Here is a 17061-nt window from a genome sequence, read left to right on the forward strand (position 1 = left end):
GTCCGCTCGGCGTCAGCTCATGACCTTCGTGCCGAGCCCGTGACCGCTGTCCTTCGTGGCCTCCTGGGCCTTCTTGTTCTCGCGCAGCTCCTCCACCGAGCGGACGCCCAGCCGGGCGGCGCCGGCCCAGTCGCGGGTCTGGACCTTGGGGGTCTTCAGCCGCTCGCGGGCCGCGGGGATGGCGTCGGCGTATTGCGGCAGCCATTGTTCCTGCGCGACCAGCATCTCGTCGACCATCTGCCAGACCTCGTCGGGGGTGCAGATAGCGCCGACCAGCGGGTCGTGCAGCACCGCCTGCTTGAGCAGCTCGACGTCGCCGGTGAGCGCCGCCTCGACGGCCATGCGCTGGACGTTGACGCTGGCGTTGCACGTCGCCTGGCAGGCCGGCGGCAGGGTGATCCCCTCGACCATGTTGATGCCGAAGCGGTCGACGAAGCCGGGGCTCTCGACGATGCAATCCTCGGGCAGGTTGGGGATGATCCCGCCGTTCCTCACGTTGAAGTGGCCGCGGTAGACCCGGCCGGTCTCCAGCGCCTCGAGGATCCAGGAGGCGTGCTCGTCGGTGCGCTCGTGCGCGTCGAGCGACTTGCCGGCCTCGTCGAGGAACTTGGGGAAGTCCTCCTCGAACCAGTTCCGGTTCTCGGTGCAGTAGCGCAGGTAGCCGCCGGTCTCGCCGTTGATCCAGACGTCGAGGTTGATCCAGTTGGTGATCTCCTCGGGCCGCTTGCGGTACCAGGGCAGGTATTCCGACAGGTGGCCGTTGCTCTCGGTCGAATAGAAGCCGAAGCGCTTGAGCACGTCGATGCGCACCTTCTCCTGCTCGGAGTAGACGGGGTGCCGCTCGAACGCCTCGGTGAGCTCCTCGCGGCCGATCTTGCGGCCGTTGTGGCGGATGTCGAGGTACCAGGTCTGGTGGTTGATCCCCGAGCAGACGATGTCGACCTCCTCGAACGGCACGCCGAGGGCGCGGGCGATCTGGCGGTGGCCGTTGGGCACGCCGTGGCAGAGGCCGACGGTGTTGACCCCGGCGCCGAGCGCCGCCCAGGTCATCATCACCATCGGGTTTGCGTAGTTCAGCAGCAGCGCGCCGGGCTCGGCCACCTCGTTGATGTCGCGGCAGAACTCGAGCATCGCCGAGATGCCGCGCTGGCCGTACATGATGCCGCCGGCGCAGATGGTGTCGCCGACGCACTGGTCGACGCCGTACTTGAGCGGGATCGAGATGTCTGTCTCGAAGGCCTCGAGCCCGCCAATGCGCACGCAGTTCATGATGTAGCGCGCACCCGTGAGCGCCGCGCGGCGGTCGGTGGTGGCGGTGACGCGGGTCTTGAGGCCGTTCACCGAGACGATGCGCTCGATGATCTGGCGGATCATGTCGAGGTTGTGCTCGTTGATGTCGGTGAGCGCGATCTCGATCTCCTCGAACTCGCGCACCTTCAGCAGGTCGGAACACAGTTTCTTGGTAAAGCCGACGCTGCCGGCGCCGATGATGCAGATCTTGAAGCTCATGCGGGGATCTCTTCTCTCAGGGACGACAGCCAGGCGCGGTGCGGGCGGCATCGGCCGGCGGCACGGCGGTGGTCCTTCGTCAGTTGCTCGTGGGTCTTGCGCAGTCGCGCGCGACGGTGGGGATGGTCGGCCAGCGCAGCTCGGGCGCTGGCGCGGTCGAGGAGTCCGAGGCCGTCGAGGACGGGGGTGTAGAGCTGTTCCTGCACGTGCGGCAGGTCCAGCGGCACCGGCGCGAAGTCGCGCCGCTCGGGCAGGCGGTGCCGCCAGAGGTCGAGCCGGGCGCGGACCTCGGGCGGATGGCTGGCGGCGACGTCGCGCCAGAAGGCGGTGTCGCGCCGCTCGCTGACGTAATGCAGGCGGATGAAGTCGCGGAAATCGTCCACCTGCCGGGCGACGGCGGCGTTGTAGCGAGCTGCGCCGTCGGGCGCGGCGAGCAGCGAGTCGAGCCACATCAGCTGCACGATGGTGCCGTGGATCGACGTCGCCTCGAGCGGTTCGAGGAACGACGAGGCGAGGCCGATGGCGACGCAATTGCCGATCCACGCCTCGCGCAGCCGGCCGGCGTCGATGCGGATGTCGTTCCGTGGCTCGATCGCCCGGCCCAGCGCCGCCTCGATCTCGGCCTGGGCAGCGTCGGGCGTGGTGTGGGCGTCGGAATAGACGTAGCCGCAGCCGTAGCGCTCGGTGGTCGGGATCTTCCACATCCACCCCGCCCCTTGCGCGTGGGCGAGGGTGAAGGGGTCGATCTCCTCGCCCTCCTGGAGGTCGATCCAGAACGGCATCGCCCGGTTCACCGGCAGCACGTCGCCGTAACTCACCCACTCCGCCCCCATCGGCCCGATCAGGGCGCGGCGAAAGCCGGTGCAGTCGATGAACAGGTCGCCCTCGAGCCGCGCGCCCGACTCGAGCCGCAGGGCGGTGATGTCGCCGCCCTCGCCGTCGCGCTCGAGCCCGGCGACCACGTCGTCGACCACCGTGACCCCGGTGGCCTGGCGCTTGAGCCAGGCGCCGGCGCGGGCCTGGTCGAAATGGTAGGCCCAGTGGAACGGCCCCGCCGGCACCTCGCGGCCGCCGACCTCGGCCACCGGCGCGCGGCGGCGGTCCATCAACGTGCCGAACAGGTGCACCTCCGCGACCGGCCGGCCGCTGGCGACGGCGTAGAGGTCGAGCCCCGGCCCCGCCACCTGGGCGGTGTCGTCGATCGGCCCGTCGTAGCTGTGCCCGACCCGCCGCCAGTCGCGGTGGCGGATGCCGTACTTGATGGTGGCGCCGGTGGCGGCGAGGAAGGCGCGCTCGTCGAGGCCGAGATGCTGGAGCATCTGGCGGAACACCGCGGTCGTCCCCTCGCCCACCCCGATCGTCGGAATGCGCGATGATTCGACCACGGTCACCCGCAGGTCGTCGCGCCGCGCCAGGATCAGCGCGGCGAGCCAGCCGGCGGTGCCGCCGCCGACGATGACGATATGGCGCGCCGGCCCGGTCATGCCGACTTGCGCTGCTCCGGCCGGGCCCAGGCGGGCAGCCACTCGCCGTGGGCACTGAGCAGCTCGGTGGTGAGGTCCCAGATCTGCTGCAGGTCGAGCTCGGCCGCGGTGTGCGGGTCGAGCATCGCGGCGTGGTAGATGTGCTCGGGGTTCTCGGTGAGCAGCGCCTGCACCGTGAGGTCCTGGACGTTCACGTTGGTGCGCATCAGCGCGATCAGCTGCGGCGGGATGTCGGTGACCACCGAAGGCTGCAGGCCGTTGTGGTCGACCAGCGTCGGCACCTCCACCGCGCAGCCGGCGGGCAGCTGCGGGATGTAGCCCTTGTTGGGGATGTTGCCGTAGATCACCGACGGCGTGCCGGTGACCACCGAGTTGATGATCTCGGACGCGTATTCGTGGCTCGGCTTGACCTCGACGGTCTCGGCCTCCTGGTACTGCTTGGCCTGCTTGCCCCAGCGCTCGATCTGCTCGATGCAGCGGGTCGGGTACTCGTCGAGCGGGATGCCGAACTTCTCGATCAGGTCCGGGCGGTCGCGCTTGATGAAGTAGGGCACGTACTCGGCGAAGTGCTCGGAGCTCTCGGTGACGAAGTGGCCGAGCCGCATCAGCATCTCGTAGCGCACCTTGTTGGGGCAGCGGCCGGAGTGACCGTCGTGGGCCGGGAAGCGGCCCTCGAGGTAGCCCTGGCGCAGCGCCGGGTAGAGGTCCTTGAAGCTGCCGTCCGGCTGGCGGTGCTCGAAGCGGGTGTAGAACGCCATGTGGTTGATGCCGGCGCAGTGGTAGGCGATCTCGCCGACGGGGATGTCGAGGTCGCGCGCCAGCTCCTCGGCGGTGCCCTGGACTGAGTGGCACAGGCCGACCTGGCGGATCTCGGGGAACTTGGCGCCGATCGCCCAGGTGTTGATCGCCATCGGGTTGACGTATTGCAGGATCGTCGCCTTGGGCGCGACCTCCATCAGGTCCTCGCAGATCGACCACAGCACCGGCACCGTGCGCAACCCGCGCATGATGCCGCCGATGCCGAGCGTGTCGGCGATGGTCTGGCGCAGGCCGAACTTCTTGGGCACCTCGAAATCGGTGACCGTGCAGGGCTCGTAGCCGCCGACCTGGAAGCAGCAGACCACGAAGTCGGTGCCCTCGAGCGAGCGGCGCTGGTCGGTGTAGGTCTCGATCCGGGCGTGGCCGCCCAGCGACTTGGCCATCTTGCCGATGATCATCTCGCTCTCGTCGAGCCGCTTCTGGTCGATGTCCATCAGCCTGATGGTGGCGTCCTTGAGCGCGGGGCGGCTGAGGATGTCGCCGGCGAGGTTCTTGGCGAAGACGGCGCTGCCGGCGCCGATGAAGGTAATCGTGGTCATGTGGCAATCTCGAAGGCTGCGCGGACGAGCCGCTTGGTGTAGTCGGTTTGAGGGTTCACGAGCACGTCTCCGACCGGCCCCTGTTCCACGATCTGGCCGTGCTGCATCACCATCACCCGGTGGCACAGGGCCCGCACGACCTTGAGGTCGTGCGAGATGAACAGGTAGCTGAGGCCCTTCTCGCGCTGCAGCTTGCGCAGCAGCTCGATGATCTGGGCCTGCACGGAGAGGTCGAGCGCCGAGGTCGGCTCATCCAGAAGGATGAACTCGGGCTCGAGCGCGATCGCCCGTGCGATGGCGATGCGCTGCCGCTGCCCGCCCGAGAACTCGTGCGGGAAGCGGTGGGAGATGGTGTCGGGCAGGCCGGCGTCGCGGAGCGCCTGCTTCATCCGGGCGTAGCGGTCGCGGCGGGTGCCGATGCCGTTGACGACGAGGCCCTCCTCGATGATCTGGCGCACCGACATGCGCGGGTTGAGCGAGGCGAACGGGTCCTGGAACACGATCTGCATCCGCGACCGGTAGGGCTGCATCTGCTTGCGCGTCTTGGTCTCGATCGGCTCGCCGAGGAAGCTGACCCGGCCGCCGTCCATGTGGATCAGCCGCATCAGGCTCTGGCCGAAGGTGGTCTTGCCCGAGCCGGACTCGCCGACGAGGCCGAGGGTCTCGCCGCGGCGCAGCTCGAGGTCCAGCCCGTCGACGGCGATCAGCGGCTCGTAGGTGCCGCGGAAGGCGCCGCCCTTGCGCAGCATGAACTCCACGCGCACGTCCCGGCCTTCGAGCACCGTCTCCGGCGTGCCCTCGAGCGGGTTGGCCACGCCCTGCGGGTCGGAGGCGAGCAGGCGCTTGGTGTAGGGGTGGCTGGCGTGTTCGAAGATCTGCCTGGTCGGGCCCTCCTCGCGGACCTCGCCGTGCTGCATCACGTAGACGTGGTCGGCGAACTGGCGGACCACGGTGAGGTCGTGGGTGATCAGCACCACGCCCATGCCGAACTTGTCCTTGAGGTCGTCGATCAGGTGCAGGATCTCGGCCTGCACGGTGACGTCGAGCGCGGTGGTCGGCTCGTCGGCGATCAGCACGTCGGGCCGGTTGGCGAGCGCCATGGCGATCATCACCCGCTGCCGCTGCCCGCCCGAGAGCTGGTGCGGATACTGGTTCATCCGCGCCTCGGGGTTGGGGATGCGCACCTCGGCGAGCAGCTCGGTGGCACGCGCCCAGGCGGCCTTCCTGCCGAGCTTCTGGTGGAGCACGATGATCTCCACCAGCTGCGTGCCGATCTTGTAGACCGGGTTCAGCGACGACATCGGCTCCTGGAAGATCATGCTGATCCGGTTGCCCCTGAGCCGGCGCATCTCGGCCAGCGACAGGTGCGCCATGTCCTTGCCGTCGTAGTAGATGCGGGTCTCGTCGGCGACGGTGGCGCGCTTGGAGAGCAGCCGCATCACCGCCCGCGCGGTGACCGACTTGCCCGAGCCGGACTCGCCGACGAGCGCCGTGGTCTTGCCGCGGAACAGCTTGAACGACACGTCGCGTACCGCCTCCACCTTGCCGCCGTCGACGGCGAAGCTCACGCCGACCTTCTGGGCGTCGATGATCGGGGTCATGTCGTTCATGGCTGTCTTCCGTGCGAGGAGGGCCGCGCCCGACCCTGGGTGGGCGCTTGCCCGGCGGATGCGGCGCGCGCGGTCGTGGCTCTGCCACGGCGTCGGGCGGCGCGGAGCGGTGAAGTGGCGCCCTCCCGGGGGGAGGGTCGGGCGCGGCCCGGCGTGCCGCCGGGCAGTGAGGCTCGAATGGCGTACATGCTCTCCACCCTCCTCAATACGGGTCGATCGCGTCGCGCAGGCCGTCGCCGAGCGCGTTGAAGGCGAACACGGTGATCAGCACGAAGCCGACCGGCGACAGGATCCACGGATACGACCCGATGACCGAGAAGGTGCCGGCGTCCTGCAGCATCAGGCCCCAGGAGATCAGCGGCGGCTTCACCGCGAAGCCGAGGAAGCCGAGGAAGCTCTCCAGCAGCACGATGGTCGGGATCCCGAGGGTGACGGCGACGATCACGTGGCTCATCACGTTGGGCAGGATGTGGCGGGTGATGATCCGCCCGTCCCGCGCCCCGACCGCCATCGCCGCGCGCACGTAGTCGACCTGGCGCAGCGCCATGGTCTTGCCGCGCACCTCGCGGGATAGCTGCGCCCAGCCGAGGCCGACGATCACCAGCACCACGAAGGTCAGGAACAGCGCCGAGGGCGCGGTCACCGGGATCAGCGTGGTCAGCGCCAGGTAGAAGGGCAGCTGCGGGAAGGCGAGGATGATCTCGACGAAGCGCTGGAACCAGAGATCGAAGCGGCCGCCGATGTAGCCCGAGGTAATCCCAACCAGCGTGCCGATGATGGTGATCAGCGTGATCGAGCTCAGCGCGATCGCGAGGCTGATCTGGCTGCCGACGATGCCGCGGCTGAGGATGTCGCGGCCGAGCTTGTCGGTGCCGAGGATGTGCAGCGGCGAGCCGTCGCCCGTCCCGATGAAGTGCCGCTCGAACTCCATGCCGAGCATCTCGTAGTTCCAGCCCTTCGCGAACAGCCGGAGCGGCTGCGGATTGGCGTAGTCGGGGCTGACGATCGGCTGGAAGGTGATCGGGTCGAACTCGTCGCTCTCGACGATGGGGTACACGACCGGCCAGAGCTTCCAGCCCGGCGCGGGCCGGCCCTCGGGCGGGTTCTCGATCTCGGGGACGTAGAACGAGATCCGGTCGGGCGGGGCGAAGGCGATGTCGGCCTCCTTGGGGTTCATCGGCGCGAAGAACTGGGCGAAGAGCGACACGACCAGCAGGATCGTCACCAGCGTCAGGCCCAGCATCCCCGGGATCGAGCGGCGCAGGCGCTGCCAGACGAGCGAGAGGTAGGACTGGCTCTCGGTGGAGACCGTCGAGATCCGCAGGTCCTCGCCCTCGTCGACGGGCGGCGCGAGCTGGTCGGACAGGCGGCGCTTGGGGTCGTCGCCGTCGATGTAGTCGGGCTCGAAGGTCATCAGTTGCCTCCCACGCGGATGCGCGGATCAAGGACGGCGAGCAGCAGGTCCGCGATGATGTTGCCGACCACCAGCGTCGCGCCGAGCACCAGCAGCAGCGTGCCGGTGACGTAGACGTCGCCGATCCCCATCGAGCCGACGATGGCCGGGCCGACGGTGGCGAGCGAGAACACGATGGCGACCTCGATCTCGCCGGTGAGCATGTAGGGCAGGATCACGCCCTGGTAGGCGACCAGCGGGTGCAGCGCGTTGGGCACCGCGTGGCGCATGATCACCTTGCGCTCGGGCAGGCCCTTGGCGCGGGCGGTCTCGACGTACTGCTGGTTGAGCGTGTCGAGCAGGTTCCCCCGCATCACCCGCATGTTGTAGGCGAGCCCGCCGAGGGTGGCGATGAAGACCACCGGCCAGACGTGCTCGATCAGGTTCCAGAGCTTGCCCCAGTTGAAGTCGAAGGGACCGAACCAGTAGGGCTGACCGCCGTAGCGCGTGGAGTAGAAGCTGCCGAGCTCCTGCACGTCGAGCTTGAAGGCGAGCACGTAGAGGATGATCAGCGCCAGCAGGAAGCGCGGCACGGTCATGCCGAGGAAGGACACGAAGCTCAGCACCGTGTCGGTCCAGGAATATTGCTTGGTCGCGGCGAGGATGCCGAAGGTGATGCCGAACAGCGAGGCGAAGAAGTGGCAGGTCAGCGCCAGCGCGATGGTGCGGGGCAGCCGTTCGCCGACGACCTCGGCAACGGGCTTGTTGTAGAAGAACGAGTGGCCGAAGTCGCCGGCGGTGACGATGCCGTAGATCCAGCGGAAGTACTGCACGACCAGCGGATCGTTGAGCCCGTGCGCCTCGCGGTACTGCTCGGCGGCGGCCTCGGCGGACGCGATCGACGCGTTGCCCTGGGTGATCATCATCGTGCGGATGTAGTCGCCGTAATCGCCGGGCGGCGCGTTGATGATGATGAAGGTGATGATCGACATCACGATCAGCACAGGGATCGCCTGCAACAGCCGGATGGTCAGGAAACGCAGCATGTGGGGTGTGTCCGTTCTGGTCAGGGCCCGGGGGCGGAGGCGTGCCGCCGCCCCCGGGCAGGGAGGAGCCGTGGTCAGCCCGCGGTCACGGGGCCGTCGCTGCCCGGCGCGCCCGGCAGGGCCTCCGGGTACAGCTCATGGTCGGCCTGCTGGTCCTCGGGGACGTACACCCGCTCGCGGATGATGTTGTCCTCGGCCCAGTTGAACATGAAGATCGGCGCCCCCGACGGGATGTTGGCGAACCGCTTGTTGATGATCAGCGCGCCCGGGTACTGGGTCAGGCCGATGCCGTAGAGGTTCTCCGTGTAGAGCTTCTGGTACTGCTTCATCAGCTCCGCCCGCTCTTCGGGGTCGTTGGTCTCCATGAACGCCGTGACGGTGTCGGCGAGCTCCTGCTCGAAGGGCAGCAGGTCAAGTTCGCCGGCGTCGTTGGCGTAGTGGACGGGGTTGGTGCGCGGCCCCGTCGAGGCGAGTTCCGACGTGTTCTGCACCACGGTGATCAGCTCCGAGGTGTTGCGCTCGACCCGCCAGTCGTAGCGGCCCGAGTCGCGGGTCGCGTCACGGTCGTTGCCGGCCATGAGGTTGAGCGACACCTTGATGCCGGCCTCTTCCATCATCGCCACCACGCCTTCCGCGAGGTTGCGGTCGGTCTGGTAGTCGGTGTTGGCGAGCAGCGTGATCTGCACGTTGCCGTCACCGGCCGGGCTGCCTTCGGGCCAGTTGTAGAACCCGTCGCCGTCGGTGTCCTCGAGCCCCGCGGCCTCGAAATGCGCCTTCGCGGCCTCGATGCTGTGGGGATAGAACACCGTGCTGTCCTTGTCGTAGTAGGACGTGCCGGCATAGAGGCCGCCGGGATATTGCGCGGTGAACGGGCCCTTCACGAGGCTCTCGCCGAGCCGCACCCGGTCGAGCGCGGTGGAGACGGCGATGCGGAAGTCGATGTCGCGGTTGAGCTCGCGCACCGCCTGCGCCCGCTCGTCGGGCTCGCCCCAGCCGTTGCCGGACAGGTTCATGTAGAGCGAGTAGCCGATGATCCGCGGGCCGAATTCGAGCCGCGCGGGGCTATCGTCCTCGGCGGCACGGCGCAGCGACTCGACGTAGTTCTCCGCCTGCTCGAGGTTGGAGAAGTCGCCGGTGCCCGCCACCGCCTGCACGTCACGGTCAGCCCAGGTGGACAGCCGGTAGTGCATCTCGTTGAGGTAGGGCAGCTGATTTCCCTCGGAATCGACCTTCCAGTAATAGGGGTTGCGGCGCAGCACGACGATGTCGTCGGCGCGGTACTCGACCGGCACCCAGGCGCCCATGACCGGGAAGTTCAGGAAATCCGGCGGGAAGGCGTTGCGGTAATCCTCGTAGGAGTTGTCCGGGTTGTTGGCGGGGTGCTCGGGCGCGAGGATGTGGCTCGGGCCGGGGCAGAAGGTGCCGTAGGCCATCGAGTAGAGCACCTGCTCGGGCCGCTCGGTGGTGAAGGTGAAGCGGACGGTGTAGTCGTCCACCATCTCGAGCGTCGTGCCCTGGCCGAAGGTCTCGGGATTGGCGCCGTTGAGCGGCGTGATCTCGGGGTCCATCACGTGGTGGTCCCAGTAGAACATCACGTCCTCGGCGTCGAACGGGTCGCCGTCGGACCACTTGGCGCCCTTGACGAGGTTCACCGTCAGCTGCATCCCGTCGTCGGACCACTCCCACGACTTGGCGAGGTTGGGCAGCGGCTCGAGATCCTCCGGATTCACCATGAACAGCGGGCCCGTGCGGGTCAGGCACTCGTACATGCCGATGTCGATGCCGCCCCAGCCCTGGCTCTGGCCGGCGATGTAGTTCCAGCCCTCGGGCCGGCCGCCGATCACGTGGCGCATGACGTCGCCGTAGGCACCGGCGCCATCGGGCATGTTGTCGGCGCTGTAGACCATCGGCTCTTCGGGGAGGCGCTCCTCGACGGGCGGCAGCATCCCGGCCTCGACGAAGGCGTCCATGAACTCGGGCTGGTCGTAGCTGTCGAGCGCGCGGAACTCGAAGATGTCGGCGCGGTTGACGAAGTTGGGCTCGCCCTGCGCCGCGAACGGCGGCGGGTCGGGCGGCGTCGTCGGCTCGGCCATCTGCGCCATCGCGGGCGCGGACAGGCCGATCAGGAGCGCCGCCGGAGCGGCACGGGTCATCAATGTCATCTGGTTCCTCCCTTCGGACCGGAGTCCGTTTGTCTTGTCGTCTCGCAGACGAGACGGGCCGACTCCTCCGTCGCCCGCGTCCGCCGCGCTCAATCCTGCGCCCGCGACGCTTGCGCCAGCAATGCGCGAATGCGAAATAGTATTCCGGGTTCTTAAGATCGTCGAAGGAGGCGCAGATGGCGGGACGGGGCGATCTCGACGACGCGCCGCTCAAGGGCGTGCCGAGCCACGAGCGGCACTTCTATGCCCTGAGCAGCGCCATCGGACGGTTTGGGATGCGGCTGTTCGTGCCGACGGTGATGGCCTCGCCGCACTGGCACGGCCACGTGGAGGGCAACTTCGTCACCGGCGCGCGGCTGGTCTACGATGTGGACGGCGACCGGGTCGACGTGCCGGAGAACCGACTGATCCTGTTCTGGGCCGGCCTGCCCCACCAGCTGCGCGAGGTCATTCCCACCGGCGACGCGCCGCCGCGGCTGGCCAACATCTACCTGCCCCTCGATTCGTTCCTCTACATGCCCCACATCGCCCGGCTGCAGGTGTCGCTGCTCGGCGGCGCGATGGCCGCTTTGCCCGAGGAGGCCTGCTCGGCCGAACGGATCGAGGGCTGGTACAAGGACTACCGGGCCAACGAGTACGAGCGGCTCGAGATCATGAAGATGGAGTTCAACGCCCTGCTGCGCCGCGCGCTGCTCGACGACGTGCCCTACCTGCGCGACGGTCTGGTCGAGATGGACGAGGGACGGATCCTGTCGTCGGTGCATATCCAGCACGTGGTGGCGATGGTGAAGCACATCCTCGAGCACCTGTCCGAGCCGCTCAGCAACGCCGACGTCGCCGCGGTGACGGGGTTTCACCAGAATTACGCGCTGTCGCTGTTCTCGCGGACGATGCGGATGCCGATGAAACGCTTCATCATCCGGATGCGCCTGCTGCGCGCCCGTGCGCTCTTGATGGGCAGCTCGATGGCCATCTCGCAGGTGGTCGAGCAGTCCGGCTTCACCTCGACGAGCCAGTTCTACCAGCACTTCAAGACCGCCTACGGCCTCAGCCCGCACCAGATGCGGGCCCGGTATACGCAGATGGAGCTGCGCTAGATTGATCCACCCGCGCGTGACGTTACGGAACTGCTTGAATCGTCAACCTGCCCAAAAAACGACAAACAAGAGATCCAAACGAGTCCTGTTTCCCGTGGCAGAACAATCCTGCCGCGGATCGAGCCGAGGCAGGTGCTAAACCACAGGTAGAAGGGCGGGGCAGTGATGAAGCAATCCGGCACCGAAGCGCGGAATGGCGGCTGGAGTCTCGTCTGGCTCTCGAACGCCAACCTCCCGCTCCTGATGTTCCTCGCCTCGCTGGTGGTCGGGCTGGTCGCCGTGCAGTTCTCGCAATTGCAACACAAGCAGAACCTCCAGCACCAGCGGCTGCAGACGACGCAGGCCATGCACGCGGTGCGCGAAGACATCGAAACAGACGTCAACCGCATGGTCCGCACGCTCGCCGAGATGACCGCCGCCCTGCGCGAGAGCCCCGACATGACCCAGGCGGAGTTCACCGCCCACGCCACCCGGCTGCGCCAGGGCGACCCGCGCATCGTCAACTTCGCCGCCGCGCCCGACCTGAAAGTCTCGATGATCCACCCGATCGAGGGCAACGAGGCGGTGCTGGGGCTCGACTACCGGGAGAAGCCGTCGCAGCTGCCCGGCGTGCTCGAGACGATCGCGCTCAACGACATCAACATCCTCGGCCCGATCGACCTCGTGCAGGGCAACGTCGCCTCGATCCTGCGCCAGCCGGTGATGCTCTACGGGCCCGACGGCAGCGGCGAGCTGTGGGGGATCGTGTCGCTGGTGCTCGACCACACGATCGCGTTCCAGCTGGCCGACTACGGCGAGCTGCTCGCCGAGTACGACGTCGCCGTCATCGGCGCCGCCAGCCAGGAGGGCGAGCGGCGACTGCTGTTCGGCAACGCGGCGCCCGAAGAGCTCCGGGACCCGGTGCTGCTGACCTTCGACTTCCCGAACGGCACCTGGGACCTGCTCGCCACGCCCCACGGCGGCTGGACGCCGAACGCCGTGTTCACGCCCGACAACATGCTCATCATCGCCATCTCGGCCGGCATCCTGGGCGCGCTGTGGTACATCCTCTACCTCGACCGGCAGCGCCAGGTCGCGCAGCGCCGCATGGTGAGCGCCATCGAGGCGCTCGACGGCGGCTTCGCCATGTACGACGCCGACGACCGGCTCATCGCCTGCAACAGCGGCTTTCTCGACATGTACGACCGCTGCCGCGACATCATCCGCCCCGGCGTGCGCTTCGAGGACATCGTCCGGTACGGCATCTCGCGGCAGCAATATCCCGACGCCATCGGCCGCGAGCAGGCGTTCCTGCGCGAACGGATGGAGCTGCACCGCACCGGCAATTGCGACCTGGAGCAGAAGCTGAGCAACGGGCGCTGCTACCACGTCTCGGAGCGGTCCTCCGACGACGGCCTGCTGGTCGGTCTGCGGGTCGACATCACCGAGCTGAAGGCCGCGCAGGAGGCCGCCGAAGCGGCGGACCAGGCCAAGACGAACTTCATGAACGTGCTCAGCCACGAGCTGCGCACCCCGCTGACGGTGATCCTCGGCCATTCCCGCCTCGGCGCCAGCTTCTCGAAGATGCCCAAGGCGCAGAAGGTGCTCGCCGCCATCCAGCGCACCGAGGTCGACGGGCTCGCCGAGGAGGTCGCCTCGCTCTATGACGACCTGGGCGAGCGGATGCGCAAGATCGATCAGTCGGGAACGTACCTGCTCAGCCTCATCAACGACATGCTCGACTTCTCCAAGCTCTCCTCCGGCTCGCTCTCCATCGATCCCGACGAGTTCGACGCGGCCAACCTCGTCGAGCTGGTGACGGCGCAGCTGGCGCCGATGGCCGAGCAGAAGGGGCTGGCGCTGACGGCCAGTACGGAGCCGGCCCGGGTGCTGGCCGACAGCCGCCGCTGCCAGCAGATCCTCATCAACCTGATCGGCAACGCGCTGAAGTTCTCCACCTGCGGCACCGTGTCCGTCACCGCCGAGATGCGCGGCCGGATGCTCGACATCGCGGTGAGCGACGAGGGGCCGGGCATCCCCGACGACGAGCTGTCGCGCATCTTCGAGCCGTTCCACCAGGTCGACAGCACTGCGACGCGCCGCGCCGGCGGCACGGGCCTCGGCCTCGCCATCGCGCGGCAGCTCGCGGAGATGCAGGGCGGCGCGCTGTCGGCGACGAGCGTCTACGGGCAAGGCAGCCGCTTCGTGCTGTCCCTGCCCCTCGCGGCGGAGAAGCCGGCGACGCTGCGGCTGGTCAGCTAGAGGCGGGGCCGCTCAGGCGGCCTGGGTCGCGGGGGCCTCGGTGAGGATCGCGTGCAGGGTGGCGGGCTCGGCGTTGGCCCGCAGCTTGGCGCAGATCGCCTGGTCGCGCAGGGTGCGCGAGACGGTCGCGAGCGCCTTCAGGTGCTCGACGCCGGCCGCCTCGGGCGCCAGCAGCGCGAAGACGAGATCGACCGGCTGGCGGTCTATCGCGTCGAAATCGAGAGGCTTCTCGAGCCGCAGGAACAGGCCGCGCACCCGGTCGATCCCGTCGAGCCGGGCGTGGGGGAGCGCGACCCCGTGGCCGACCGCCGTCGGCCCCAGGGCCTCGCGCTCGAGCAGCGCCTCGATGACCTTGCCGGGCTCGAGCCCGAAGGTGCTGTGGGCCATCTCGCCCAGGTCGTGGAACAGCCGCTTGCGGCTGCTGCACGAGGCGAGAACCTTCACGCCGTGAACGTCGAGAATGTCTGCAAGCTGCATGGGTGCTGCGGTTTTCCGTGTCCGGACCGCTTTTCGCGGTCAGTTGCTCGTATTGCGCGGATCGATCCAGCCGATGTTGCCATCCTCACGCCTGTACACGACGTTGATCCCGCTATGCCCCTCGTTGCGGAACACCAGGACGGGGGCGTGGGCGATCTCCATCTGCATGACCGCTTCGCCGACGGAGAGCGAGGGAATGCTCGTCTCCATCTCGGCAATGATCATGGACGAGAGATCCTGCTCCTGCGCGTCATCCTCCGATTCCGATGAGGCGAGGATATACGAAGGCGCCGTCGAGAGTTCAACCGGCTGGACCCGTTCGCGGTGATGATCCTTCAGCCTGCGCTTGTAGCGCCGCAGTTGCTTGTCCATCTTCTCGCTCGCGCTGTCGAACGCGGCGTAGATGTCGTGGGCATGACCCTTGGCCTGCGCGGTGAGGCCGGTGGACAGGTGGATCACCGCCTCGCAATGGAATTCCGGCCCGGACTTGGAGAAGATGACCGTCGCGTCGGTCGGGCGGCCGGCGTACTTGCCGACGGTTTCGTTCAGGTTGGATTCCACGTGGGCCGAAAGGGCCTCGCCAATGTCAATCTGCTTGCCGCTGATCTGGTACCGCATGGGATCTCCTCGCTAAGTCGCACCGCCGCGCGCTCCGCTCGTGCGGAGGGTGTCGCGGCCGGTCCGGGTGGGGGCTGACCTCGGCTCCTGATGGTCGGGAAGCCCGGGCCGCCGATTGGCCCGCATGCCGCCGCCGATGGGAACACGCATAGTCATCCCCGTCATTTGGCGACAGCGGACCGTTGTCTGTCAACGGTGCTGTCGATGGGACGATGCCGGGCATCAGTTCACCCGGAAGCTCTGTCCCAGGTACACGCGCCGCACGTTCTCATCCCTGACGACCTCCTCCGTGGTGCCGCTCATCAGAACCTTGCCATCATGTAAAATATATGCGCGATCAACGATTTCGAGGGTCTCCCGCACATTGTGATCGGTGATGAGCACGCCGATGCCGCGGGTCTTCAGTTCGCCCACGAGGTGGCGGATCTCGCCGACGGCGATCGGGTCGACGCCGGCGAAGGGTTCGTCAAGCAGCACGTATTTCGGCCCCGCCGCGAGGCAGCGCGCGATCTCGCACCGCCGCCGCTCGCCGCCCGACAGCGCCAGTGCGGGAGCGCGGCGCAGGTGGTCGATGGAGAACTCGGTGAGGAGCTGCTCGAGCTTCCGGCGCCGCTTGACGACGCTCGGCTCGGCAATCTCGAGGATGGCGAGGATGTTGTCCTCGACGGTGAGGCCGCGGAAGATCGACATCTCCTGCGGCAGGTAGCCGATGCCGAGCTTCGCGCGGCGGTACATCGGCAGCTGCGTGGCGTCGCGCCCGTCGATGGTGACGGTGCCCGCGTCGGGCTGGATCAGGCCCGCGATGGAGTAAAAGCAGGTGGTCTTGCCCGAGCCGTTGGGGCCGAGCAGCGCCACCGCCTCGCCGCGTCCGAGCGAAAGCGACACGTCGCGGATCACCGGGCGCTTGCGGTAGCTCTTGCGCAGGTGGGCGACATGCAGTCCGGCGTCGCCCTCGGTGACGGCGAGCGCGGGCGCGGGCATCAATTGCCGTCCTGCTGGAACACCGTGCGGACCCTTCCGTCCATCTGCGCCGCGCCGGTGTCGAGGTCGACGACCATGCGCCCCGCCGAGAGCGCGCTCGCGCCCTGGGTCAGAAGCACGTCGCCCTCCATGACGAGCTGGCCGGCGTCGATGTCGTAGTCGGCCGTCTGCGCCTCGGCCTGCTCGGTCTCGGTGACCATGGTGACGCCGCCGCTGGCGAGCAGGCGGGTGATGTCGCCGGTCTCCTCGGAATAGATCACCTGCACCTCGGCGGCGGAGATGCGCAGTTCGCCCTGCCCGATCAGCACGTTGCCGCTGAAGACGGCCGTGCCCTCCTCGCGGTTCACCGACAGCGAATCGGCCGTCACCTCGACGGGCGCGTCCGGGTCGGCGCTGATGCCGCCGAGGTCGACGTTGGACTGCGCCCAGCCGGCGGAGGCGGCGAGGGTGGCGGCGAGGAAGGTGGCGGCGATGGTGCGTGTCACGGTGTCGGATCCTGTTGCTGCCGGCGGTATACCAGCCGGACGCCGTCCTGGAAATTGAGCAGCTGGCTGCCGCCGTCCGGCGTTTCCACAACCAGCCGCCCGGCGGTCAGTTCCCCGTAGGGCGCGTGAGCCTCGAGCGCGCCGTCGGTCTCGATGCGGCCGGCGTCGAGGTCGGCGAAGACGCCGTTGGTCTCGACCTCGTAGCCGTCCGACGTCTCGATCCGGGTCAGCCCCGACAGCCGCGCGGTGCGCCCGGCGGTGTCGACCCGCCCCTCGCCGGCGCGCAGCAGGATCGTCGCGCCGCCGGGCGCATCGAGGGTGCCGCGGATGGCGGCGAGATCGACCACGTCGCCGTCGTCCACGGGGCGCGCGCTCTCGGCCATGAGCGAGAAGATCGAGCCGTCGTCGGTCACGCCCGAGAAGGACGGCGCGGAGATCTGCTGCTCGCGGGCCAGCTCCTCGATGTCGGCGTAGGGGATCTCGACGCTCTCGATGGTGGGGGCGCGGGCGAACAGGAACATCGTCGACAGCAGCGCGAGGGCGAGCAGCGGCAGGATGGTCTTGGCGAGGGCGACGTAGGTGGAGTGGTGGTCCGCCATG

14 protein-coding genes are annotated in these 17061 nt (G+C 68.2%); 2 read left to right on the forward strand and 12 right to left on the reverse strand.

The annotated features are described in order from the left end of the window. Positions 1–12: 12 nt before the first annotated feature. From melA (OG2516_RS10815) to OG2516_RS10845, 7 genes are all read right to left on the reverse strand, one after another. Positions 13–1509 (reverse strand): alpha-glucosidase/alpha-galactosidase, encoded by a 1497-nt coding sequence (melA, locus tag OG2516_RS10815; protein ID WP_007255706.1) that lies wholly within the window; start codon positions 1507–1509, stop codon positions 13–15. Beyond that, positions 1506–2993, reverse strand: a complete 1488-nt coding sequence (locus OG2516_RS10820; RefSeq protein ID WP_007255707.1) for a tryptophan halogenase family protein — start codon at positions 2991–2993, stop codon at positions 1506–1508. The genes melA (OG2516_RS10815) and OG2516_RS10820 overlap by 4 nt, the downstream gene beginning before the upstream one ends. Beyond that, complete coding sequence (gene melA, locus OG2516_RS10825; protein ID WP_007255708.1) at positions 2990–4351, reverse strand: alpha-glucosidase/alpha-galactosidase; 1362 nt, start codon at positions 4349–4351, stop codon at positions 2990–2992. Before melA (OG2516_RS10825) ends, OG2516_RS10820 begins: the two co-directional genes overlap by 4 nt. After that, positions 4348–5961: an ABC transporter ATP-binding protein gene (locus OG2516_RS10830; protein ID WP_007255709.1), complete on the reverse strand. Its 1614-nt coding sequence runs from the start codon at positions 5959–5961 to the stop codon at positions 4348–4350. The genes melA (OG2516_RS10825) and OG2516_RS10830 overlap by 4 nt, the downstream gene beginning before the upstream one ends. Positions 5962–6163: 202 nt before the next feature. Continuing rightward, positions 6164–7375, reverse strand: a complete 1212-nt coding sequence (locus OG2516_RS10835) for an ABC transporter permease (protein ID WP_007255710.1) — start codon at positions 7373–7375, stop codon at positions 6164–6166. Then, entirely contained in the window at positions 7375–8400 is a 1026-nt protein-coding gene (locus OG2516_RS10840) for an ABC transporter permease (protein WP_007255711.1), read from the reverse strand. Before OG2516_RS10840 ends, OG2516_RS10835 begins: the two co-directional genes overlap by 1 nt. A 74-nt stretch (positions 8401–8474) precedes the next feature. Continuing rightward, entirely contained in the window at positions 8475–10562 is a 2088-nt protein-coding gene (locus tag OG2516_RS10845) for an ABC transporter substrate-binding protein (protein ID WP_040615132.1), read from the reverse strand. Between the two features lie 176 nt (positions 10563–10738). Here OG2516_RS10845 and OG2516_RS10850 point away from each other — a divergent pair, with 176 nt between their 5' ends. Together OG2516_RS10850 and OG2516_RS10855 are read left to right on the forward strand one after the other, a co-directional pair. Then, entirely contained in the window at positions 10739–11659 is a 921-nt protein-coding gene (locus tag OG2516_RS10850) for a helix-turn-helix domain-containing protein (protein ID WP_007255713.1), read from the forward strand. A 165-nt stretch (positions 11660–11824) separates the two neighbouring features. After that, entirely contained in the window at positions 11825–13900 is a 2076-nt protein-coding gene (locus tag OG2516_RS10855) for an ATP-binding protein (protein ID WP_007255714.1), read from the forward strand. A 12-nt stretch (positions 13901–13912) separates the two neighbouring features. Here the strand turns inward: OG2516_RS10855 and OG2516_RS10860 are convergent, their stop codons facing one another. The 5 genes from OG2516_RS10860 to OG2516_RS10880 all read right to left on the reverse strand — a co-directional run bounded on the left by OG2516_RS10860 (position 13913) and on the right by OG2516_RS10880 (position 17060). After that, positions 13913–14377 (reverse strand): PTS sugar transporter subunit IIA, encoded by a 465-nt coding sequence (locus tag OG2516_RS10860; RefSeq protein WP_007255715.1) that lies wholly within the window; start codon positions 14375–14377, stop codon positions 13913–13915. Between the two features lie 39 nt (positions 14378–14416). Beyond that, positions 14417–14995: a ribosome hibernation-promoting factor, HPF/YfiA family gene (hpf, locus tag OG2516_RS10865; RefSeq protein ID WP_007255716.1), complete on the reverse strand. Its 579-nt coding sequence runs from the start codon at positions 14993–14995 to the stop codon at positions 14417–14419. Positions 14996–15217: 222 nt separating this feature from the next. Further along, the gene (lptB, locus tag OG2516_RS10870; RefSeq protein ID WP_007255717.1) at positions 15218–15976 is read right to left on the reverse strand and encodes an LPS export ABC transporter ATP-binding protein; all 759 of its coding nucleotides are present in this window, start codon (positions 15974–15976) and stop codon (positions 15218–15220) included. After that, complete coding sequence (locus OG2516_RS10875; RefSeq protein ID WP_007255718.1) at positions 15976–16461, reverse strand: LptA/OstA family protein; 486 nt, start codon at positions 16459–16461, stop codon at positions 15976–15978. The genes lptB and OG2516_RS10875 overlap by 1 nt, the downstream gene beginning before the upstream one ends. Further along, positions 16458–17060, reverse strand: a complete 603-nt coding sequence (locus OG2516_RS10880; RefSeq protein ID WP_007255719.1) for a hypothetical protein — start codon at positions 17058–17060, stop codon at positions 16458–16460. The genes OG2516_RS10875 and OG2516_RS10880 overlap by 4 nt, the downstream gene beginning before the upstream one ends. Between the last annotated feature and the right edge of the window lies 1 nt (position 17061).

The organism is Oceanicola granulosus HTCC2516 (assembly GCF_000153305.1).
Classification (GTDB): Bacteria; Pseudomonadota; Alphaproteobacteria; order Rhodobacterales; family Rhodobacteraceae; genus Oceanicola; species Oceanicola granulosus.